This is a genomic window from Acinetobacter sp. ANC_7504 (genome assembly GCF_056779995.1).
Window position 1 is genome coordinate 135,171 of sequence record NZ_JBWYIZ010000004.1, and the last position, 22,403, is coordinate 157,573.

Annotated in this window: 19 protein-coding genes; 7 read left to right on the forward strand and 12 right to left on the reverse strand. The window is 36.9% G+C overall.

Annotated elements, in window-relative coordinates:
* The first annotated feature begins 71 nt into the window (after window positions 1-71).
* Window positions 72-875 carry an enoyl-CoA hydratase-related protein gene (locus AC1M9F_RS06885; protein ID WP_481597388.1) on the forward strand — a complete coding sequence of 268 codons (804 nt, stop codon included), beginning with the start codon at window positions 72-74 and terminating at the stop codon, window positions 873-875.
* A gap of 29 nt (window positions 876-904) precedes the next feature.
* Here AC1M9F_RS06885 and rapA read toward each other — a convergent pair whose 3' ends face one another.
* The 8 genes from rapA to AC1M9F_RS06925 all read right to left on the reverse strand — a co-directional run bounded on the left by rapA (window position 905) and on the right by AC1M9F_RS06925 (window position 9,779).
* Window positions 905-3,742 (reverse strand): RNA polymerase-associated protein RapA, encoded by a 2,838-nt coding sequence (gene rapA / locus AC1M9F_RS06890; protein WP_481597389.1) that lies wholly within the window; start codon window positions 3,740-3,742, stop codon window positions 905-907.
* Between the two features lie 203 nt (window positions 3,743-3,945).
* Window positions 3,946-4,590 (reverse strand): RluA family pseudouridine synthase, encoded by a 645-nt coding sequence (locus AC1M9F_RS06895; protein ID WP_481597390.1) that lies wholly within the window; start codon window positions 4,588-4,590, stop codon window positions 3,946-3,948.
* Window positions 4,591-4,750: 160 nt separating this feature from the next.
* On the reverse strand, window positions 4,751-5,461 hold the full coding sequence (locus AC1M9F_RS06900) for a phosphopantetheine-binding protein (RefSeq protein WP_481597424.1): 711 nt from the start codon (window positions 5,459-5,461) through the stop codon (window positions 4,751-4,753).
* A gap of 7 nt (window positions 5,462-5,468) precedes the next feature.
* Window positions 5,469-5,885: a GlcG/HbpS family heme-binding protein gene (locus AC1M9F_RS06905; RefSeq protein WP_035267160.1), complete on the reverse strand. Its 417-nt coding sequence runs from the start codon at window positions 5,883-5,885 to the stop codon at window positions 5,469-5,471.
* Window positions 5,886-5,974: 89 nt separating this feature from the next.
* Window positions 5,975-7,273: a glutamate-1-semialdehyde 2,1-aminomutase gene (gene hemL, locus AC1M9F_RS06910; RefSeq protein ID WP_481597391.1), complete on the reverse strand. Its 1,299-nt coding sequence runs from the start codon at window positions 7,271-7,273 to the stop codon at window positions 5,975-5,977.
* Between the two features lie 31 nt (window positions 7,274-7,304).
* Window positions 7,305-7,925, reverse strand: a complete 621-nt coding sequence (gene thiE, locus AC1M9F_RS06915; RefSeq protein WP_481597392.1) for a thiamine phosphate synthase — start codon at window positions 7,923-7,925, stop codon at window positions 7,305-7,307.
* Between the two features lie 501 nt (window positions 7,926-8,426).
* Window positions 8,427-9,101 carry an HAD family hydrolase gene (locus AC1M9F_RS06920; protein ID WP_481597393.1) on the reverse strand — a complete coding sequence of 225 codons (675 nt, stop codon included), beginning with the start codon at window positions 9,099-9,101 and terminating at the stop codon, window positions 8,427-8,429.
* Between the two features lie 297 nt (window positions 9,102-9,398).
* Window positions 9,399-9,779 carry an Mpo1-like protein gene (locus tag AC1M9F_RS06925; RefSeq protein ID WP_035268687.1) on the reverse strand — a complete coding sequence of 127 codons (381 nt, stop codon included), beginning with the start codon at window positions 9,777-9,779 and terminating at the stop codon, window positions 9,399-9,401.
* A gap of 215 nt (window positions 9,780-9,994) precedes the next feature.
* On the opposite strand from AC1M9F_RS06925, the gene AC1M9F_RS06930 reads away from it, so the two are divergent.
* Window positions 9,995-11,461, forward strand: a complete 1,467-nt coding sequence (locus AC1M9F_RS06930; protein WP_481597394.1) for a CYTH domain-containing protein — start codon at window positions 9,995-9,997, stop codon at window positions 11,459-11,461.
* 39 nt (window positions 11,462-11,500) lie between these two features.
* On the opposite strand, the gene AC1M9F_RS06935 is transcribed toward AC1M9F_RS06930, so the two are convergent.
* Window positions 11,501-12,148, reverse strand: a complete 648-nt coding sequence (locus AC1M9F_RS06935; protein WP_481597395.1) for a TetR/AcrR family transcriptional regulator — start codon at window positions 12,146-12,148, stop codon at window positions 11,501-11,503.
* Window positions 12,149-12,265: 117 nt separating this feature from the next.
* On the opposite strand from AC1M9F_RS06935, the gene AC1M9F_RS06940 reads away from it, so the two are divergent.
* The 3 genes from AC1M9F_RS06940 (at window position 12,266) to AC1M9F_RS06950 (ending at window position 15,143) form a co-directional block, all read left to right on the forward strand.
* Window positions 12,266-13,504 carry an MFS transporter gene (locus AC1M9F_RS06940; RefSeq protein ID WP_481597396.1) on the forward strand — a complete coding sequence of 413 codons (1,239 nt, stop codon included), beginning with the start codon at window positions 12,266-12,268 and terminating at the stop codon, window positions 13,502-13,504.
* Window positions 13,505-13,845: 341 nt separating this feature from the next.
* Window positions 13,846-14,070, forward strand: a complete 225-nt coding sequence (locus AC1M9F_RS06945) for a hypothetical protein (protein WP_180028591.1) — start codon at window positions 13,846-13,848, stop codon at window positions 14,068-14,070.
* A gap of 383 nt (window positions 14,071-14,453) precedes the next feature.
* Window positions 14,454-15,143: an aspartate/glutamate racemase family protein gene (locus tag AC1M9F_RS06950; RefSeq protein WP_481597397.1), complete on the forward strand. Its 690-nt coding sequence runs from the start codon at window positions 14,454-14,456 to the stop codon at window positions 15,141-15,143.
* Window positions 15,144-15,311: 168 nt separating this feature from the next.
* Here the strand turns inward: AC1M9F_RS06950 and AC1M9F_RS06955 are convergent, their stop codons facing one another.
* On the reverse strand, window positions 15,312-17,021 hold the full coding sequence (locus AC1M9F_RS06955) for an ATP-binding cassette domain-containing protein (RefSeq protein ID WP_481597398.1): 1,710 nt from the start codon (window positions 17,019-17,021) through the stop codon (window positions 15,312-15,314).
* A gap of 144 nt (window positions 17,022-17,165) precedes the next feature.
* On the reverse strand, window positions 17,166-17,798 hold the full coding sequence (locus AC1M9F_RS06960) for a hypothetical protein (RefSeq protein WP_035268706.1): 633 nt from the start codon (window positions 17,796-17,798) through the stop codon (window positions 17,166-17,168).
* Between the two features lie 115 nt (window positions 17,799-17,913).
* Here AC1M9F_RS06960 and AC1M9F_RS06965 point away from each other — a divergent pair, with 115 nt between their 5' ends.
* Window positions 17,914-18,303: a DUF3144 domain-containing protein gene (locus AC1M9F_RS06965; protein ID WP_092767127.1), complete on the forward strand. Its 390-nt coding sequence runs from the start codon at window positions 17,914-17,916 to the stop codon at window positions 18,301-18,303.
* 141 nt (window positions 18,304-18,444) lie between these two features.
* On the forward strand, window positions 18,445-19,509 hold the full coding sequence (locus AC1M9F_RS06970; protein ID WP_481588990.1) for an amidohydrolase family protein: 1,065 nt from the start codon (window positions 18,445-18,447) through the stop codon (window positions 19,507-19,509).
* Window positions 19,510-19,564: 55 nt separating this feature from the next.
* Here the strand turns inward: AC1M9F_RS06970 and AC1M9F_RS06975 are convergent, their stop codons facing one another.
* Window positions 19,565-22,354, reverse strand: a complete 2,790-nt coding sequence (locus AC1M9F_RS06975) for a M16 family metallopeptidase (RefSeq protein WP_481597399.1) — start codon at window positions 22,352-22,354, stop codon at window positions 19,565-19,567.
* Window positions 22,355-22,403 lie beyond the last annotated feature (49 nt).

Genomic DNA, 22,403 nt, shown 5'->3' on the forward strand with positions numbered 1-22,403 from the left:
AGGCACGAATAAAAGCTCAGTATACAATCGTGTCTACTGAGCTTTTTTAATTTGCGACAAGGAATGCCGCCATGTTAAAAAATTTAGATTCACTAAACCCTTTTATTCATGTCACGATTGAGAATAGAATCCTGACCATCAAAATTGATCACCCCGAGCAAAAAAATGCTTTAACTGGGGAAATGTACAATGACATTGCAAAAATATTGGATGCGGCAGATCAATCTCAACAAGTGAATGTTGTGATTTTACAGGGTAACGAACATGATTTTACCGCAGGAAATGATCTGAAAGATTTTATGTCTGCCGCTCAAAAATATGTTGGTTTAGCCGCTGATGCTACACCACCATTTGTCTTCCTAAAAGCGATCGCAAGATTTTCTAAACCTATTATTGCTGCGGTACGTGGCTGCACTATAGGCGTTGGCGTCACTATGCTATTTCACTGTGACATGGTATACGCTCACCCCGATACAGAATTTCAAATTCCATTTGTAAGTTTGGGATTATCTGTAGAAGGTGGCACCAGCCTTCTTTTCACTGAGTTGGCTGGTTATCATATGGCTGCCGAATTATTGCTCACAGGTCGAAAATTTTCAGCGGAAGAAGCGCTAAAATGTCGAATCATCAATCAGATTTGCGAGCAACCTGAACAATTAGCTTTGCAGCGAGCTCAACAGATGAGTCAACTGCCAATGACCACGCTAAAAATTATTAAAAAACAAATTCGACCCGAGCAAGATCAAATTCTGAATTGTATTGTTCAGGAAGCTGAGGTTGTTGCAGAACGTTTAACATCACCTGAAATGATTGAAGCCGTGATGGCTTTCTTACAAAAAAGAAAACCTGACTTCAATCAATTTCTGCAGTCCTAAAAAAAGCACCCTAGGGTGCTTTTTTTATTTTATGGCTTTACCACCACCAAGACTCGAATCGCTTCAGGCGTTACAGCTAAACCTTCTAAAAGGCTTAAGCCTTCTTTTTGAAGCTTCTGCAAACGTGCAATTTCATCTTCGCGAATACTTGGGTTAAATTGTTTCAAATAACTTAAACGATCAATTTCATATCGCCATTTATTGCTATAGATTTCTTTCGCTTGCTGTTTTAATTCAGGCAAAGCACCTTTTGCAATGTCTAAAGCTTGTGCATAACGTTGTTCAACGACATCACGACGTGCTTTCACCACTTGGCGACAACTATTACCGTCAAGATGATGTAAGTATGGTTTCAAAATATCTGGTGCAATTTTAGCTGATAAATCTTGGCCTTTTTCACTTAATAACACACGAATCAATTGTGTTGGTAAACTCGCTGGCAAGTTCAATGCTTTCGGTGCAATCACATCCACTTTGAACCACACCTCAACTAAAACTGAACCTTGTGGTAAAGCTGCAGATTTCAATAACGCCACATTGGTACTACCAAACGATTGCGTATTGATCATTTCCATGACACTTTCAGTGAAAGGATGCTCTAGCGTTATGTATTGCGCATCTTCACGGATCTGAGCCTGATCACGATAGAACGTCACGGTCATGCCTTCCTCATCCAAAGTCAGACCTTGGATTTGCATTTGATCAGTAGGCTTAATAATCACCGTGCCATTACTTTGCTCATCAAAATCAATATTGGTTGACGCCATGAAGCGTTTCATAAACATTGGCAAAGTCGTATTGTCATCATACTCTTCAAGCGCTTGCACAATTTCTTGCGCAACCATTGGGCGACAAGAATTGTATTCCAATAAACGATCACGTCCTGCTTGTAGCTCTTGCTCTAAAGCTTCTCGTTGCACACTTACAGCTTCAAGCAAATCTTCAAACGCTTGACCTTTATCAGCCAACAAGCAATCTTTAAGATCAATAATAAAGTTTTCTTGTAAGGTTTGCGCGGTCGGAGAAATATTGCTGAAAATATTTAATGCTTCATTGTACCAACGGAACATACGCTCTTGTGCAGTGCCCACTAAATATGGCACATGAATCTGAATACGGTTTTCTTGACCAATACGATCAAGTCGACCAATACGCTGTTCAAGAACATCAGGGTTCGCTGGCAAATCAAATAGAATTAAATCTGAAGCAAACTGGAAGTTACGACCTTCTGAACCAATTTCTGAACACAATAAAATCTGAGCACCATAGGAATCTTCTGCAAAATAAGCAGCTGCTTGGTCACGCTCTAATAGACTCATGCCTTCATGGAACATTGCTGTACGAATCCCTGCATGGATACGTAATGCATTTTCTAAAGCTTCAACCACAGGCCCACTACGCGCAATGAGTAAGACTTTTTTATGCTTTAACTGAGTACGGAGCATTTCCATAATCCACGTTACACGCGGATCAGTTTCCATCCAAGCCCCGTCCAATTGCGCTTCTTCTGGCCACATTTGTTCACGAAGTTTACCATCCATCGACCATCCTTCTGGCGCAGGTAATGGTGCAGGCTGACAATCACGACCAGGGAAGCCTTGAATCGCTTCACGTGTATTACGGAATAGTACACGTCCCGTACCGTGACGATCTAACAATTCATGAATTGCACGGAAACGCTGTTCTGGCTCATCTTCAATCTTGTGACCCAGTAACTGCTCAATTGCTTGGAAATGATCAGCTTCAAGGGGTTGATCCGACATCAGCACTTCCGCAATTTGAGCAGTTTGCTGATATTTTTCTTCTTCATCTAAGAAACGATCAAGTGAACTGAAACGTTGCGGATCGAGTAAACGTAAACGAGCAAAATGGGACTCGACCCCTAACTGTTCAGGCGTTGCAGTCAGTAAAAGTACGCCTGCTGTTTTTTCAGCAAATTCTTCAACAAGGTCATAGCGGTCATTACCCCCTTCTTCTTCTGACCACATCAAGTGATGTGCTTCATCCACCACAAGCAAATCAAAACCTGCTTCGAGCGCTTGCACACGTAAATCTTCATGGTCGATCATAAGATCAACAGACGCAATGATGCACTGTTCAGTTAAGAACGGATTCAATTCTGGATCATGTTCTTTGATCGAAGCAGTACGCGTTAAATCAAATAGCGAGAAATTCAAATTGAAACGGCGACGCATTTCAATCATCCACTGATATTGCAGCGAATCAGGTACTAAAACGAGGATGCGTTCAGAACGTCCTGTTTTAAGTTGCTGGTGTATGATTAAACCTGCTTCAATAGTTTTACCTAGACCAACTTCATCCGCCAATAAGACACGTGGAGCAAAGCGCTTACCTACTTCATGCGCGATATAAAATTGGTGAGGAATCAATCCAACACGAGCACCCACCATGCCACGTAATGGACTATTTTGCATATTAGCTTGCATTTGTAATGCTTCAATACGCAGGTCATACCATTCTTTATAATCAATTTGGCTTGCCAGTAAACGATCAAGTGGTTTAGACAATTGAATCGTCGCACCAACACGAGTTTCATTTAATGATTTACGTTCATCAGTACCATCTTGTAACTGACGAATTACGTTGTAACGAATAACGCCACCACGCTCTTCTAATGATTCGACTTTCCAGACGATGCCCTCTTGGTCTTGAAGCTCATCATTCACATTGAACACAATTCGAGATAAAGGTGCGTTACTACGTGCATAGACACGGGTTTCGTCACTTTTAGGAAAGAGGATACTAATTGATCGTTCATTTACATCAATCAAAACCCCTAAACCTAACTCTGTCTCTGTGTCTGATAACCAACGTTGACCAATAGCAAACTGCTGCAATTTTTCCACCTTATCTCAAGTTAGGACTGAAAACTTATGCTCAAACAGGAGATGATTTGAGCAAAATTTAACGTCTATAAGCAATATATTTTGACATAAAGCCCACCAAAAAGTGAGCAATATTTAGCAACGATATACTTAATTGATCATAACCATAATTTCATCATGATCAGATCATAAAAATATTCGTATGCTGATTTTAAAATGTGTATTTAGAACGGCACTGGACAATGAAAGTTCAGTCGTTCACCGGTAACAGGATGATTGAAACTTAACTGCTCTGCATGCAAACAGAGTCGATCTTTCAAAGCTTGTTGCGCTGGTGTTGCATACAAAGTATCCCCTACGATGGGATGCCCTAAATGCTGCATGTGAACGCGAAGTTGATGTGCTCGACCTGTGATTGGCGTTAATTTTACGCGTGTCACCCACTGATCTTGAATTTGAAATTGTTCAACTGCTTCCCAATGCGTTAACGCTGCTTTATTGTGATGCGCATCTACGATATGCAATGGCGGACGCGATGGGTCGTAAATCACAGGAATATCTACAGTTCCTAGACCTTTTACATATCCCACGACTAGTGCTTGATAAGTTTTATCCGTTTCACGTTCTTGAAATTGGCGAGAGATCGATTTTTGACCTGTTTTACTGAGTCCAAACACCAATAAGCCTGATGTATCACGATCTAAACGATGAATCAGAAGCGTACGTGGTTCTTCTTGAAGAAGACGATTGATAACGCAATCTTGAAGATCAGGCGTTTTGCCCGGAACAGAAAGTAATCCAGCTGGTTTGTGAATCACCATAAAATCTTGATCACGATGAATGAGATGTTCCTGAAGAAAATGACTCAAATTTCTATTCCTAGCAGATCGTGAAAACAAGGCGGCAATAATAGAAAGCTTAGCGATAAATTACAATCTTGAAATGGACAAACAGTGATGATTTTTCCGATATCTGATAGAAATTAAATCAATCTAACGATTCAAATGAATTAAGTTTTATTTTTGACATCTAGCAGTCTTTTCTCAGGATTGGAAGCAATTGAGAAAGTGTGCAATTTTGCACAAATGATTCAAAATCTATATGTGCGCCATTGGCTCTCCACAAGCCAATCAAACTCACCATTGCGACTGAATCTAAGCCATAGTTCCGTAAATCTTGAAATGGATCAATTTCAAAAATATCGAATTCGAGATATTCAGCAATAGACAGTAATATGCCCTTTTCAGAAAGAATAAATGAAGTCGGCGCACTTAATTCCAGCATTCGAATCATGGCAGAGGTATTCATATGATGAATACCTTGTTCTACATAGTTCTCAATCCACTGTAAATGTTGGCTCTTCGTTTCTACATGAACAGCATCGTTCACCACACAAATTTGAGGAGTGATCGAAATGATATGCTGTAAAAGTTGTTTTATAGGTGAATTGATCATGCCAGACACAATCAGTTGTTTTTTTTCTGCCAGTAATTCACCCAACTGCGCTACTTTAGAAAATGATTGCTGCTCTTCAATTTCAATCACTTCAATATCTAAAGCCTGAGCTTTTTTAATTAAGCGATTTAAATGAATTAATAATTCTTGATGTTGGTCATTGCTATATTCAACTAAACGTTGAAATCCAAAAACCACCAAGACGCATTGTTCAGCTTGAATGGACCACTTTGCCAAACTCGCGCTGAGTTCAATTTTTTTGGGTGGTGTATAAAAATATGACATTGCCACTTTAATCAGCTAAAGCCAAGAAAACTTCAATGGCATGCAGCGCAATTTCAGCATCTTCAAAAGATTTAGCACCTGAAACTCCCACGGCTCCCACCAATTGCCCTTGATAAATAATGGGTTCCGCACCTTCTAACATTCCCGACAATGAGTGAACAGTCAGAAAACCCAATTGCCCATCTTTGATCAGCTCTTCAAAAATTTGAGATGGGTGGCGGCTCAAAGCTGAACATTTTGCTTTTTCAGCTGACAAATTCGCAGTCATCGGAGATGCACCATCCATGCGTTTCATTGCAAGTAAACTTCCAGTTTCATCTACAACAGAAATACTGACATTCAACTTTTTATCAATCGCATATTGTTGCGCACGCGTCAGTAAGAACTCCGCGTCTTCTAAAGTTAAATAATGTTTTAATTTCATTTCTATTTTAAGTCCGTGAATTTTATACGTGCAAAAAAGCCTACAGTATTTACACTGTAGGCTTATGTTAATAGATTTTCAAAAAAATTCTATTTTAAACGCGCAAATACATTCTTAGCTGCTTGAATAGTGAACGCAATATCTTCATCGGAATGCGCACTTGAGATAAAGCCGGCTTCAAAAGCAGAAGGCGCTAAATTTACACCTTCATCCAACATGCCATGGAAGAATATACGGAACATTTCAACATCGCATTTCAACATTGAATCAAAGCTTGTGATGTCTTCTTGATCAGTGAAATACAACCCAAACATACCTCCAACCTGTTGAGTCTTAAATGGTATACCTGCTTCATCTGCGGCAGTCTGTAAACCAACCAATAACTTTTCGAGCTGTGCAGTTAGATTTTCATAGAAACCTGGTTGACGAAGATGTTTAAACATCTCAATCCCAGCTCTCATTGCCAGCGGGTTACCTGATAAAGTTCCTGCTTGGTAAACTTTACCTAGAGGTGCAATACATTCCATCACTTCGCGCTTACCACCAAATGCGCCTACAGGAAGACCTGCACCAATAATTTTACCTAGCGTAGTTAAATCAGGTGTAACACCGTAGTGTGCTTGAGCTCCACCTAATCCAACACGGAATCCAGTCATCACTTCATCAATAATGAAGACTGAACCATGCTCATCACACACATCTCGAATGGCTTGCAAGAATCCATCAATTGGTTTAACCAAGTTCATGTTACCTGCAACAGGTTCAACAATAACCCCCGCAATTTCGGAACCAAACTTAGCAAAGCATTCTTTTAAAGTCGCAATATCATTGTATGGAAGCGTTAATGTATGTTTTGCAAAATCAGCAGGAACACCCGCTGATGTCGCCTCGCCTTCACCACTTGTGAGTAGACCAGAACCTGCTTTCACTAAAAGTGAATCTGAGTGACCATGGTAACAGCCCTCAAACTTAACAATCTTGTCACGACCTGTATACCCACGTGCAAGACGAATCGCAGTCATTGTTGCTTCTGTCCCTGAGTTGGTCATACGTACCAATTCAATCGACGGCATAATTTCACAGATAATATCTGCCAATGTCGTTTCATGCACTGTAGGTGCACCAAAACTTAGACCATCAACAGCGGCTTCTTGAACAGCTTTAATGATCGCAGGGTGTGCATGTCCTAAAATCATTGGTCCCCATGAACCAACATAATCCACATAGCGTTTGCCATCTACATCGTACAGGTAGGCACCTTGAGCTTTTTCAATAAATACCGGCGTACCGCCTACACCATTAAAAGCACGTACTGGTGAATTCACACCACCAGGAATATGTTTGCTGGCTTGTTTAAATAATTGTTCTTGCTTAGGAGATAAACTCATGAAAATCACTCAACTCAAAAAAGTAAAAAATTTAAGCTTGTTTAGTAAATAGTTCTGACCAATCGTAAACACGTTGACCAACGGTTGACATAGACCGACCCAATACATCGCTAATAACAGCACAAAGATCTGCTCCGGCAGCAATCACTTCAGCACCATTTTCAACCGTCAAACCTCCAATCGCGCAAATAGGTACATTTAATTTTGCTTTTGCAGCTTTTAATGTTTCTAAACCAATATTACCTGCTTCAGGTTTGCTTTGTGTCGCATAAATTGCGCCAAATGCTACATAATTTGCGCCGTCTGCGATCGCTTGCTCAGCTAGTTCAATAGAATTATTACAACTACGTCCAATTAAGACGTTTTTTGGCAATCTTTCCACAGCCTCTAGGATTGAACCATCATCTTGACCAAGATGCACACCCACGCCATATTTGACTGCGGCCTCTAAATCATCATTGATGACAAAAGGAACCTTATATTGATTACACATATTCTTCATGTATTCAATTTCATAAGCTTGATCTTCTTTCGCAACGTTTTTACGACGATACTGAAGTACTGCAACTTCATAAGTTGCCATCGCTCCTTCAAGCTTTGCTAATAGAAGTTCAATAGGATCATCGTTGGTGATTAAATACAAACCGCGCATAAAGAATAACTCTAGGCAAATACTAAAAATTTAAAACATTATAGGACAAAGCCTTGGAAGAACACATTCATAATTAGTATGAAAACACCTTTTGGCATGTTATGTACAGTAAATGCTTAAAGGATTCCCTCTTCCATTAAAGTACAGTCAATAATTTTGTATAATCTCAATTATATTAAATAAATGCATTTAATTATTTGATTCAGTACTTAATTCATGATGTTTGATAACTTCATCAATAATCAATCGTAAAACTTGCCGGCAACTAATGGACTTAAATAGCTTCATCAGAAAGTTTTTAAAATTAACAATTTGATTGTTTTCTCTTTCAGAGATCTACTGAGGGTAACTCAGATTAAGTCTTTAATTTTCCTAGTTTTATTAGTTTAGTTAAAGCGCTCGGATAGTATCAAAATGAGTGAAGCACCAATATTATCAATACATTTTCTTAATTCATTCAATTTTATAAAACGTTTTCATATAAATTAATTTTATCATTCATCATAAGCCCCCATTATTTATTCTATTGATGGCTCGCTCTAATTCATCATAATGATGAATACTCTCATCTGTAATTGCTTTTTTTAGTATTTTATTTGGGTGAAAAAAAATAGTTTTCATACCAACATTTTTTGCACCTTCTATATCAGCTTTAGGATTGTCACCAATAAAAATACAATCAGAAGGTGTACAATTTAACTGGTTACAAGCGTAAGCAAATATTTTTTTATCGGGCTTTCTCAAGCCAATCGCTTCTGAAACTATGATAGTCGAGAAATATTCGGTAAGACCTAAAGCATAAAAATTATGTTCCTGAAATGGGCTTTTTCCATTGGAGACTAACCCAATCTTATATCCCTTTTGATAAAGATCTGAAATGACTTTTTGGACGTCATCAAAACCAATTGAAAATTTATTGAAATCAGTAATGTAAGAATTAAGTAATTCATCAACAGTAAATTTTTTTATATTAAAATCTTTGATTAATTGACTGTAAACGATATCTTTCCAAACATTTCCATTATCATCCAATTCAATAAATTTTTTTATAAATGCATCTTTTAGTTCTTGTGGTACTAATTGGAAAAAATTTACTTGCCAACTTATAAAACGAATAAGTGACTCATTCCTATTCAAAATAGTTTGATCCAAATCAAACAGAAGTATGTTTCGCATTAAAAATACTTACTCTCATAATAAAAGTTCTATATATAGTTCATCTTCTTTTTTTTTCAGTATCATTCAAATTAACATAATATGTATTATATGCGGTTTATCAGAATAATACCGTTAACTCATCTAACTGAATACATTAATTTTTTTATTTAATCCCAATATTTATAATTTGGATTTATTCATTGGATCCTAAGCCTTTCCAGCTATCATATAATCATATTTTTGTGTAGCTTTCTTAAAACATTTCATGACAAAAAAAGCCCAGAATCTGCTGAGCTTTTTTAACAATATATAAATTTAGCTATCAATTTTATCAAATTTACGATCTTTCAAACTCAAGTTTCCGCGCAAAATATCCGATAACATTCTCCAGTCTGAAATAAAGCTATACAACGGTTGTTTAAAGCTTGCTGGCTTATTTTTTTCAAAAACAAAATGCCCCACCCACGCGCATGCGTAGCCTGAAACTAATCCGTAGACTAGATATTTAGCTTTACGCTGACGAATCGCTTGAGTAAAAAAATAAATACCTATTGAGCTACCTGCTGCATGTAAACGACGACTCATAATGCTGCGGTGTTCAGTCAAATAAAAACGATAAAATTCTGAGTAATTCTTGATGGGTAATTGTAATTTAGCTTCTTCTTGCGATGAAGACGGCTCTACATAAGCATTCATTGTTGTATTCCTGTCCTTTTTTTGACCACCATAATTCAAAAAATCGCACTTGAAAAGCTTATCTTACAAATATTGTGATTAATCATTCATTCAAGTAAACGTAAGTGAATTGTCAAGATTGTGGTTCTAACTGAATCAGTTACAATCCCCTTTAAATTAAAAGGCAATCAAATGTCTTAATTCTACGAAAATGATTGATCGATTAGGAAAATCACATGCTTGAAATTGAATTAAAGTTTCAGATCCCAGAAGCTCGACGGAATGCGATTTTAAAAGCAATCGATCCAAAAAAGTCTGAACTCATTCGAATGCAAGCAAAGTACTATGACACTCCTGATCGCCTACTCTCTCAGCATGGGATAGCCATTCGACAACGTCTTGAAAATACCAATTGGGTTCAGACCTTAAAAGCGACGAAAAGTAAAAGTCATTTACACCGTTTCGAACATAATCATGATTTAGGTAATCTTGAGGCTGCACCGAATTTAGATCTATCTATTTATTCAGATGATTCCGAAGCTTACAAGGTCTTAAATGACGCATTGAAAGGTGATTTTGACCAATTAGTCTTGCAGTTTGAAACAGACATTCAACGTACAGTTCGAGTGATTAGCTTTGAAGATGCCGAGATTGAAGTGAGTCTAGATATTGGCGTTGTACGATCAGATGATCGAGAACATGAGATTCATGAAGTAGAGTTTGAACTCAAACAAGGAAAAGTTGAAACATTACTAGCGTTTAGTTTTGAGTGGGTCAAAAAATATCAACTTTGGCTAGACGTTCGAAGTAAGGCTGAGTTTGGTAATTTATTGGTTTCAAATTTAGTTGTAAGCCCAGCGCGAACTGAAAAAGAATGGATCGTTGCAAAAAAAGAAAGCGCAGAAAAAACGATTCGAATGATGATCGGTCACCATATGCAACATTTGCTGCCGAATATTGCTGCGATTTCTGCGGAAGTGGCTGAACAGGAACACATCGAACAAGCACATATTGCTTTGAACTATTTGTTTTTAAGTTTATCTATTTTTAAAGACTGGACATCAAAGAGCACAGATAAATGGGCACATCAGTTATCTGCATTTAAAAGTCATTTTGAAAACCTAAAACATTATGAGCATATGCAACACACCTTAGGTGCTATTCTGCAAAACCCTAAAACTGCTGAAATGCTCAGCAAAGATGTGCTCTACGCCCGAGAAAAATTAAACAACCTAGTCAGATCTACTCAAAACGTTCAACACTATCTTGAACTTTTGAGTTTTAGTTTAGGCAATTCCAAGAAGGTGCAACCCCAAGACCTCAAAACCTATGCTCAAAATACGCTTCAACAGCAGTATAAAGTTTTACAGGAATGTCTAAATGAAGCTGATCCCTCTAACTTTGAAAGTCTTGACCAATTGGCAATACATTTAAGTGAATTAAAATTCAGTTTCCCAGTCTTAACACAAATTTTTGATGTGAAGAACTTACAAAAATACGGCAAGGCGCTTAATGATGCACATTATGCAGCTGAACAATATCAAGTATTGTCTTCCTCATCATCCTACTTACAGCAAACAGAATTAGAAGCCAGTGACTGGTTCGCCTTAGGTTGGTTGACGGCAAAACAAGAAATTTACGCTGAAAAACTTTTGGAAGCGGCTGAACAATTCCTAGTCAGTCGAAAATTTATCAAGTCATAAAATTTAAGTCAGAACTTTTCGTCAGTGAGAAGTTCTGACTCAAAAATGATCCCAAGTTTGCATCGCCTTGTGTACAACGCTTTCCAATTGTTCAACAGTTGCACCATCACGTGCTTGTAAGCTTAGTCCTTGCAAAATCGTCATATAATAATCTGTCATTGCCTGAATATTAGTTTGTTTACTAATGTCACCTGAAGCTTGGGCAGCTAATAATTTTTCTAGTAAATTCGATTTAGATAGCTGTCTTTTTTCCGAAATTGATTGTTGTATTTGTTGATTTTGAATCGAACAGTTCATTGTCGACACGACCAACATACATCCTTTGGGTTTGTCTTTCTGCACCAGTCGTTTTAGATTTTCAATCAAATAAAGTTCCATTGCTAATTTTATGGAATGTGCATGTTTAAAAATCATTTCCATCGAGCATGATTCGTGCCTGAGATAATAGTCAATGCAACGATTAAAGAGCTCAGATTTATCACCATACGTACTATAAAGACTAGGTGCAGTGATTCCCATGGCGAATGTTAAATCACTCATTGAAGTGGCTTCATAACCGTATTTCCAAAATAGTGTCATGGCTTTTTCAAGTGCTTGTTCTTCATTAAAACACTTAGGACGTCCACGCCCCTTAGATATTGATTTGACACTATCCATTTGATTTATTGGCTTTGAACTTTCCTGCATATTCAACCCAATTAATTTTATAATGATCATTAATAAATTAATTGACCCAGATCTTAAATTCAAATATTTTATTTTTATAACAATCATTATGAAATTATTTTCAAGGAGCGTTGGTCAATGAAATCCGAATCTCATCTGACTGAAACCGCTGTTAATTCTCCATCTCCTACAAAAAATCAAGGAAATTGGTTTGCTGTTATTACACTTTCTATCACCGCTTTTATATTAGTGACCAGTGAGTTTCTCCCTATTGGTGTGCTCAATGCAATCGCACTAGATCTCAACATTTCAGTCGGTACTGCTGGCCTGTTCATTACCCTTCCAGGCGTGATGGGTGCTTTCGCAGCACCGCTTATCTCGGTCTGGGTGAAGCAACTTGATCGACGCTATTTATTAATCGCACTCACAGCGGTCATGGTCATTGCAAATTTCATTACGAGCTATTCAGAAAGTTTCACTTGGATTCTATTGAGTCGCTTTTTCTTGGGTATCGCGATAGGCGGATTCTGGGCAACTGCAATCGCCTTAAGTGGTCGTGTTGCACCTCCTCACCTACCCATCGCCAAAGCAACAGCTATCGTCATGGCTGGCGTGACTCTGGCAACTGTGCTGGGTGTTCCGGTTGGAACATGGCTAAGTGAAATTTACGGTTGGCGTAATGCTTTTATGATCACCTCGGTGATTGGTGCCATTATTCTGTTTTTTGAAATTAAATTCCTACCGAAATTACCGCCGACTTCAGCTATTCAATATAGTGATCTACCCGCATTGTTTCGAGATCCAAAAGCTCGTAAAGGGTTAATCATTGTTTTATTTATCGGATTAGCGCATTTTTCAACATACAGTTACTTGGCGCCTTTCTATAAAAATGAAGCAGGATTTGATGGTTCAACCATCAGTTCTTTACTTCTTATTTATGGAGCAGCAGGCTTCGTAGGCAATGCATTCTCCGGTTATAGCAGCAATATCAATGTCCGCTATACGCTTTTTGCTGTTGCATTGTGTTTAGCAATCGTATTCCTTACATTCCCTGTTTATGCCAAATTCTTAACTGGTGCATATATTCTTACAGCATTATGGGGTTTTGCTTTTGGTGCCTTTCCTACGACAGCCAATATCTGGATGTTTTTACATGCGCCACATGCGGTTGAAAAAGGGATGCCTCTTTTTGTCAGTATGTTCCAAATCATGATTGCAGCAGGCGCTTTATTTGGTGGTTTTATGGTAGATCACTTCAATACCAGTACCTTAATTTACAGTGTATTGATTTTTATCTCTTTAGCTGTAATTGCTGTATTCACTCACAGTCGAGGATTGAATAATCCTAAAGCTCAGCAATGTACATCAATTAATTGAGTTGAGTTGAGTGTAATTTTTTACGCTCAATTCTTAAATAATTCTATGAAATATAAACTCATTTCGTTGAGTGAAATCAATTTAAGAAATTAACGCGCTAAATTCTCAACCATCATTCAAATCGATCAATGCACCAATTCGGTGACATTTGCACAAAAATGATGAATTTTTTCATGAAAAATCCGTTAATCACTCCTCCATATTATTAATTATACCTAAATTATATATTTATCATTATTTATTAGTTGGCATACAAAATGCATTCATTATGATGAGTCTATCGTTTAACGCTAGTTATTCGATTTACTTGAAAATAAAATCAAACATGAATGGTGAATACAATGAATAATTCAAATCCAACAACTTTAAAAGAACTTACATTAGATGAAATTGAAGCAGTATCTGGTGCAGGTTTAGTGACTAATTTGCTTGGTACTGTCGGCTCTCTTGTAGGATTAAAAGATCCTTTAGTGAAAATTGGCACTGGCGTAAATGAAACACTTAATGGAACAATTGATTCACTAGGATTAGGTGTATTAAAAGGTGTTGTAGACACGTTGATTTAATTTTAAAAATCTTATGAACAATAGACTTTTTAATCTTTCAAATCACTCATCAAAAGGCTCATGAATGAGCCTTTTGATTGATATCCTACAAGATTTTGAACCAGAATGCTCTATACATGGATTGTTCAGCAATACAATAATTTTCCTCTATTTATGGCTTCTAAGTTCTGGGTTAATGTGAATTCTTCCGATGAGAAGCTTACTCAACCATAAGATTGGTAAATTCTGCTGCTAAACTTATATACATTCATCCCTAAAAATACACATCAAAAGCTGAACTTTTCTCACTTTGATTAAGTCATTATTTTAAAAAGTAGCAATTTCATACTCGATAATTTTCATTATATTGATAAATTAAATATTTAATTTTTAAAGGTGCGAACTTGAAGACAATTGGTTTATTAGGTGGAATGAGTTGGGAGTCGACTGATTTGTACTATCAACAAATCAATAAGATGGTTCAAACGAAACTTGGCAAGTTACACTCTGCTAAGGTTATTCTTATTAGCGTTGATTTCGCTAAAATTGAGGAGTTACAACGCAAAGGATTATGGGAAGATGCAGGAATCTATTTAAGAGATCAAGCCATACAATTAGAAAAAGCAGGTGCAGATGGCATAGTACTTTGTACAAATACAATGCACAAAGTAGCAACTTATATTGAGGAATCAACCAACATACCATTTATTCATATAGCAGATGCGACAGCCATGGAAATCATGAGCCAGAAAATTATAAAAATTGGGCTGCTTGGTACTGCATTTACGATGGAACAAGATTTTTATAAAAGCAGATTGGAGGAAAAAGGACTTAAAGTAATAACACCTAATAAAGCGAGTAGAAAAATTGTTCATGATATTATTTACAACGAATTATGTTTAGGCATAATTAGCGAAGCTTCGCAAAAGAAATATATTCATATTGTCGAAGAATTAATATCTTCTGGCGCTGAAGGAATCATTTTAGGATGCACTGAGATTTGTATGCTTATAGGAGATCTAAAATTCTCAGTCCCTCTATTTGATACAACTTCTATTCATGCGCAAGCAGCTGTAGATTTTGTATTATCCTAAATATTTCATAGCATAAACATCATTCAGCTCATGCTAAAAAATATTTAACTGACATCAAAATCTATCATCAAGTACATGAATCGTTGCTCAAGACTAAATTTAATCAAATAAATACATATTTTAAAAATCGCTTTTTTTGATTGATATTCATGCCACAACAATCATCATTTAATCCTCATTGTTAGAATTTAAAATTATGTTGAAATCAATAATTTCATCAGCAATTTCTGTCGCCATACGTTCATGAGAAATCATAATGACTGTTTCAACTCGCTCTTGAATAATTTTTAAAATTTTCGAACTTGTTTTCTCATCTAAGGCTGCTGTAGGTTCATCTAAGATCAGAAGCTTTGGTTGTTTTAGTAATGCACGAATGATGTTCAATCGTTGTTTTTCACCACCAGAAAAATTTTTATAAATTTCTTGTATATCATCGTCTAACTCAATTTGATTTTTTTCCAGCAAATGGATTAAATCAAACTCTTTTAGCCAATGTTTAAGCTCCTCATCAGAATATTTGATCTCAGTATTTTGAATCAAATTTTGTCTTAATGAGGTTGAATATACGATCGGAGTTTGGCTGACCACAGCAATCTGATCAAATATCTTTTCTGAAAATACTGAAGTGATCTCTAAATTTCTAAAGAATAGTCGTCCAGATTTGATCTTTTCTATTCCCACCAAATAATTGAGGAAACTTGATTTTCCAATACCTGTTCGACCTTGAATTAAATATATTTTTCCACACACGATGTCTAAATTAAAATTTTCAATCGTCTGCTGACCTAGATCAAATGTCACATTTTGAAATGAATACGCCACCGCACTTTCTTTCTGTTCCTCAGCTGTTAGATCATTCGTACTGAATGACTCATGTTCCAATTCAAAATATTCTAGGTACTGATCAATAGCCACAATATGACCTTTCAAATGAATGATATTTTGAGACATCATCATTAAAGGAATGGTTAAACCTATAATATAGGTACTGACTAAAACAAAATCACCTGAACTAAAACTTTGATATTCAAACATATAGACTGATAAAACCATGAATACCAAAAGAAAAAATGACACAAATAACAGTTGATATATCATGAGATACTGAAGTTTTTTATAGGTATCCTGAGTCTTTATTTTATAGTCATCGATTCTGCGGCTAAACTCTTCAAATTCGTAATATTTCGAATGACTGAGTTTGATATCATAACTTTGTTGGAGTTTTTCAATCACAAATTGATTCAGTTGATTTCGAGCACCATACATAATCGTAAAGATATCTTGTGTCTTAAAGGTAATGATGAGCGATAAAGCAACTGTACAAGCTGAGAATACGAAAAAATACACACCAAATTCAAGATTGATCGTATTTCCGAGCACATACACCATACCTAAGATTTTAAATACCGTAGGTACAATGACAAAAAATATAGTAAAAATAATTGTACCAAGTGCTTCACTGCCACGAATTAGATTTGCATTAAATACACCGATATCTTGTTGTCGTTGATCTTTTAATTTCAAATCAAGAAAATTAAATACTCCAGCTTTAAGCATGGATGCATCAACATTTCTGATCATCATAGACATGGCAAAATTATTTATATTCTTCATCCCCTCATTGATAAACCAAGCGAGTGCATAAGCAACGGCGAATAAATAGAGCAGATGAATTTGAAAAAAGTCTTGAATCGAATAGTAATGATCAGGTTCACTGGTCTGGTCAATCAGCAGCTTAAACAAATACGGTAAACCAACACTCGTACCAATAATTAAAATTTGAAGTATGGCTAAAACGAAGAATACACTTAATCCATTTTCATCATGTTGACGGAATAACATCCACGCCTTTTTAAATTGTTTAATCTTTTCAGTCATCATTCTTTAAATTAGTTATTTTTTGTGATGACTATTTTAAACAATACTAATCAATAAGTTTGGATATTGATCGTAGAAGCTTTGTACTTATAAAGTAGCTAATCATTGATTCTAATGTCTAAAAACTAAGTTCAATCAGCTCAACTAACGATATTTACCATAAATACGCCACGTGTTGTTATCCGCCAATGGATCGCTATATGAGTCATTTCGTTGCTTACGTGGTTTATCGCGAGCATCAACCAACTCGAAATGAGGCTCAACACTTAAGACAATACCATTTACATAAAAACGTGTTCTCGTATATTCACTTTGCCCATGCTGAAATACATAAGTTCTTAAATCTATAAATTCGCGATGCGCAACTAATGCAGCAGTGTCATCATGATCCAACCAACGACTCATTGCCAAAACTTGTTCAGGTTCAAACTGTCCACACTTCTCTAATACACTAGCAATACCACGAAAAGTCTTTGATTCCTTTGCACGTGTTTTGTTAATGCGAATTCGGTCTACATGAAAATAAAACAGCGGTAAATTTAGATGACTCGGTAAATGAATGGCATCTAAAACCTCATCTTCCATAAAAGGTTGAAATAAATCTTGTGCCCTTTCGATTAGACCTGTCCACTGCTGGTAATAAGCAGCTACTTGCTCTTTGCTTCCATAATAAATGGGAAGACCTTCGACATTCGCAAGATCAACAGGTGGCCAAATATTCTGTCTCAGTAACGCAATATCACTTTTTAGACTTTGAACTGCGATAGCATCTTGCATAGAAAAGCTCATAAAAAAATTACTTAGGCTATTTTTAGATTAAGTGAAAGGTTTAGTTTATGCAAGCCTTTGCCTATAATAGTGCTTGAATTAAGTTATTTATTAGGAACAATTCATGGTTCAAAAGATTCAAGCGACTGATGTCACTGAAGAAGAAGCATTGAATGCGATTTTCTTCGAACGTGCTGATGAATTTATTAAGCAAGCCAATGAATTTTGCCGTGTTGAAAAAGGTTCTACTGTTAAACCAGCCGATGCTCGTGGTCAAGTCAGTGCTGCGATGCTATTTGGTACTGCTCGTTTTAATACATGGGTTGCTGCCAATAACTTTAAAGATGGCAATGAAATGCGTGATGCTAAAGAACAAGTGATGTCTTATATCATGCAACAGTTTCATATGATGCTTGAAGATAATTATGACGAATACTGCGAACAGTTTGAGAACTACCTTCGCTTCCGTCGTAATGAAGAGTTTCATGCAAATAAACATGACCACGAACATTAAATAGATTTGCTTTGTGTGCATTGGGCCTCCTTTAGGGGGCTTTTTTAATGCTTAAACTCTAATATTCAAACGAAAATGCAATTCAAAAATTGATCAATTTCTCGTATGTTATTCTTATTGATGACTCAACTAAGGATAGCGATGAATCAACTCAACTTTCCCATCGTCGATGCTCATATCCATCAATGGGATCCTTATCACACACCGCATGCTGCCGCTTTAGCTGTTAAGCTTTTTGGAAAACATCCAAAAATATTAGATAAAGTCGTTCGTCTCGTAAAACCTAAAGATTTAATTGATACAGTAGGACTTACAGATTACATCACAGCACCCTATTTACCAGCGGATTACCACAAAGACATTGGACACTATACTGTGAGCCGTGTTGTACATGTCGAAGCCAGCTGGCATCATCAAAAAGGGACTGGCGTTGTAGAAGAAACGCAATTTATTCAGCAGCTTCCTTTTTCTCAAGAAAACATCAAATTGGCTGGAATTGTTGCAACAGCTGATCCTCGTGAAAGTAATTTCAAAAAAATTCTTAAAATGCATAAAAAGGCATCTCCGCATTTTCGTGGTATTCGAAAAATGGCTGCACATCATGAAGATCCTGGAATTCATGCATGGAACGATGATCCCCACCTCTACACTGATCGAAAATTTTTAAAAGGTTTTGAAGCCTTAGCCCAGTACAATTTAAGCTTTGATGCTTGGGTTTATTCTAGCCAGCTTAAAGATGTTATTGCTTTGGCAAAACGTTTTCCTGAGACTTCGATTGTCTTAGACCATTTGGGCACACCAGCAGGTTTATTCGGCCCAGTAGGTAAACACACAGGAATCACCCAAACTGCGCGAGACAATATCTATTTCCACTGGAAAGAAGATCTTGCAGAATTAGCTCAATGTCCGAATGTATATACAAAAATGTCTGGACTCTTCATGCCTGTTTTAGGTCATCAATTTCATACACGACGAACACTAGCATCTAAACAACAAATCATTGAATTGGTCTCTCCTATGATTATTCATGCTTTACAATGTTTTGGGCCTTATCGTGTCATGTTTGCATCCAACTTCCCGATGGATAAAGTGAGCACATCACTCACAAATATCATTGATGCCTTTAGCGACATTGTCGCTACCTATAATTCAGATGTTGTTGAACAGATATTTTGTAAAAATGCGCAGCAATTTTATAAGCTTTAAAAAAAAAAGGCTCATTCACGATCGAATGAGCCATTTTGAATCGTACATTGTGGCTCTAAGTTTTAGGCTTTAAAATCATTTCAGGTTGTGGTTTACCATACTGATCTGCCATAACTTCAACCAAAAACTCAGGCTTAATATATTTTTTGATCACTGCATCTATATCTTGCTTCGTCAGTTTTGCAAATGCCTGATCTCGCTCTAGTCTTGAAAGCTGTGTTTTATTTTGCTCAAGCTGACTGTTCAATCCACGATGAATACGGCGCTCATCCTCTAAATTCGTGACACGCTGTTTCATAATATTGGCTTTAGCCGCTTCAAGCTCTTGCTCCGTCACACCATTCTTTAATAAGTCAGTGAATACTTTATGCACACCTTGAGAAACTTGAGCTGATTTTCCTGCTGCATAATTAGCACTTACACCTAGAGCACCAGCATTGATAAAATTATCCAAACTCAAACTACTTCCAAAGCTGTAAACCAACGCATTTTTTTCACGTAACTCCATGGCAAGGCGTGATGATAATTGTGACTCGCCTAGAATATGGCTCAACACATATAATGCTTCTGCATCAGGATGATTATTACCCACTGGAATGGCAATAACCGCTTGATAATTACCAAATTGACGCTGTTCAGCCAGCGCATGAACTTTTTGAGCAGGATAATCTATATGACTGCCCTGCAAACGTTGGTATGGTTCTTTTGTCTTAGACTGACCTAAAGATGAATTCAAATATTTCAGAATGGCTTTGTCATCAAAATCACCAGTCACCGATATTTGACCATTTTGAGTTGTAAAATACTTTTGGTACAAAGCTTTAATTTGATCATTGGTGATGGTTTCAATTTGCTGCTTTGCCAGCTTAGGTTCAAAATGATATCGCAAATCACCTGGTTCATATCGCTCTACGATTCTAGCGATAGTCAGTCCTGCAACAGTTTCAGGCTCTGTATATGGTCGATTTAATGACGACAATGTTTGCGATTTGATGAGGTCAAACTGACTTTGCTCAAATTTCGGATTATTCATAACGTCGACAATAAACTTGAAGAATTCTGTAAATTTTTCTTTCTTCGCAGATACGTTAATCACAATACCATTATCAACAGCTGAAGCAGATGCTCGACCACCCGCCTCGATTGATTTGTCTGCAATATCTTGCAGGCTATACTGCTCAGATGCTCTCAATAGCAAATAAGACATAAAGCCTAGTGCTTCACCTTGATGCTTGAGTGATTGTGCTGTCCCAAAATTTAAAGATATCGATGCGTAAGTTTTGTCATCGCGTGTTGACGTTGGGAATAGTGCATACTGCATCCCATTTTTCAAAGTACCACGCTTGATTTTTTTCTCTAACTTTTCAACATACTGTTTGGAATTTTTTAAGTGCTCAGCCACTTCAGCTTTATACACAGCTGGGTCTTTTAAAGGCTCTTCTTGAGTTGTCACTTGATCTAAAGTTTTTGATTCTTGCTCATGAGCGTCTAGCTCGAGTGCCTTTTTTTGATCCTCAGGCGTAGGTTGTATGTCTCCCGAAATACGATGCTCAGCAACCAAGAATTGATTTATTGCCTGATTAACCTGATCGACATTTAAACTTTGTATCTCTGCTTGGTCTTTAAAATATTTTGTCCAATCCCCATTGGATGAAACCACATAATCACTAATGAAACCACCCACAGAAGAGGCATTGGTCATCATGCTCTCTTGACCATTTTTAATCATGTTTTTGACACGATTTAATTCTGTTTCATTAAATTGATGCTTTTTCTCAATTCCTTTCTCTAGAGAAAGGGCAACTTTTTTCTCATCATGATTAGGAGCATACACTGCCCCCATAAAAACAAGATTAAAATCTGGTGTTAACCATGTCGTCGATTGAACCTGTGTAGCCGTACCTGTTTCTACAATATCTTTGTACAAGTGACCACTAGGTTGCATTGTAAATAAATAAGGTGCTAAAGCGAGTGCAGTCTGTGTTTTTTGCTGGGTGCCATTGAGATAAATATTGTATTTGCCTAAATCACTTCCCTTTTGCACGATAAATTGACGATCTTTGATCTTGGTCGAATCAAGCATTGGAACTTTGGTTGACTCAGGAATTTGACGCGCAGGAATTTGATTAAAATTTTTATCCACTGCTTTCAGGATATCCGTTTTATTAAATTTACCTGCAATCACTAGAACTGCATTATTCGGTGCATACCATTGTCGGTTAAATTGATTCAGTTCCTTCATGTTGATTGACTGAAGCTCAGTTAAATCACCAATCGGTAGACGACCTAGATACTGATTTCCGTAAGCAGATTTCCAAATTTGATCCATCAATACTGAAAAAGGTTGATCCATTCGAACCTCACGCTCTCGTTTTACGATTGCGATTTCTGACGGAACAAATTTTTCCTGAAGTACGAGCTTATCCATTCGCTCTGCCTCCAGATACAACATTTCATCAATGGCTTTTTGTTCTGGACGGATGACACTCATATACTGGGTAGAATAGTAGTCAGTCATCGCATTACTCATGAGCGTATGCTGATCTAGACGACGTTGAAACTCATCTCCTTTTACATTTTCTGTGCCTTTAAACGCGAGATGCTCAAGTAAATGTGCTAAACCACCTTTACCTTGTGGGTCATTCAAAGCTCCCGTTAAATACACCATATTCATAAAAATTTTATTTTCTTTAGGTATCGGTGCCAAAATCACCCGTAAACCATTTTCTAGTTTGTATTCTTCAATATTTTGTTCAGTCTTGACCAAAACAGGTTGTGCTAAACCGCTAGAACTGACCGCAACGATCATTAAAGTAAGTGAAAGTTTTTTAAAACGAGTTAGCATTGTTCTTCCAATTATTGATATAAAAAAATTGATCACACGCCTGACAAGG

Bases quoted from the DNA above. Each gene is read 5' to 3' on its own strand.
- AC1M9F_RS06960 (WP_035268706.1), bottom strand. From the start codon at position 17,798: ATGCAAGATGCTATCGCAGTTCAAAGTCTAAAAAGTGATATTGCGTTA.
- AC1M9F_RS06955 (WP_481597398.1), bottom strand. From the start codon at position 17,021: ATGACTGAAAAGATTAAACAATTTAAAAAGGCGTGGATGTTATTCCGT.
- AC1M9F_RS06965 (WP_092767127.1), top strand. From the start codon at position 17,914: ATGGTTCAAAAGATTCAAGCGACTGATGTCACTGAAGAAGAAGCATTG.
- AC1M9F_RS06885 (WP_481597388.1), top strand. From the start codon at position 72: ATGTTAAAAAATTTAGATTCACTAAACCCTTTTATTCATGTCACGATT.
- thiE (WP_481597392.1), bottom strand. From the start codon at position 7,925: ATGCGCGGTTTGTATTTAATCACCAACGATGATCCTATTGAACTTCTA.
- AC1M9F_RS06970 (WP_481588990.1), top strand. From the start codon at position 18,445: ATGAATCAACTCAACTTTCCCATCGTCGATGCTCATATCCATCAATGG.
- AC1M9F_RS06975 (WP_481597399.1), bottom strand. From the start codon at position 22,354: ATGCTAACTCGTTTTAAAAAACTTTCACTTACTTTAATGATCGTTGCG.
- AC1M9F_RS06945 (WP_180028591.1), top strand. From the start codon at position 13,846: ATGAATAATTCAAATCCAACAACTTTAAAAGAACTTACATTAGATGAA.
- AC1M9F_RS06900 (WP_481597424.1), bottom strand. From the start codon at position 5,461: ATGTCATATTTTTATACACCACCCAAAAAAATTGAACTCAGCGCGAGT.
- AC1M9F_RS06935 (WP_481597395.1), bottom strand. From the start codon at position 12,148: ATGCAGGAAAGTTCAAAGCCAATAAATCAAATGGATAGTGTCAAATCA.
- hemL (WP_481597391.1), bottom strand. From the start codon at position 7,273: ATGAGTTTATCTCCTAAGCAAGAACAATTATTTAAACAAGCCAGCAAA.
- AC1M9F_RS06905 (WP_035267160.1), bottom strand. From the start codon at position 5,885: ATGAAATTAAAACATTATTTAACTTTAGAAGACGCGGAGTTCTTACTG.
- AC1M9F_RS06920 (WP_481597393.1), bottom strand. From the start codon at position 9,101: ATGCGAAACATACTTCTGTTTGATTTGGATCAAACTATTTTGAATAGG.
- AC1M9F_RS06925 (WP_035268687.1), bottom strand. From the start codon at position 9,779: ATGAATGCTTATGTAGAGCCGTCTTCATCGCAAGAAGAAGCTAAATTA.
- AC1M9F_RS06940 (WP_481597396.1), top strand. From the start codon at position 12,266: ATGAAATCCGAATCTCATCTGACTGAAACCGCTGTTAATTCTCCATCT.
- AC1M9F_RS06930 (WP_481597394.1), top strand. From the start codon at position 9,995: ATGCTTGAAATTGAATTAAAGTTTCAGATCCCAGAAGCTCGACGGAAT.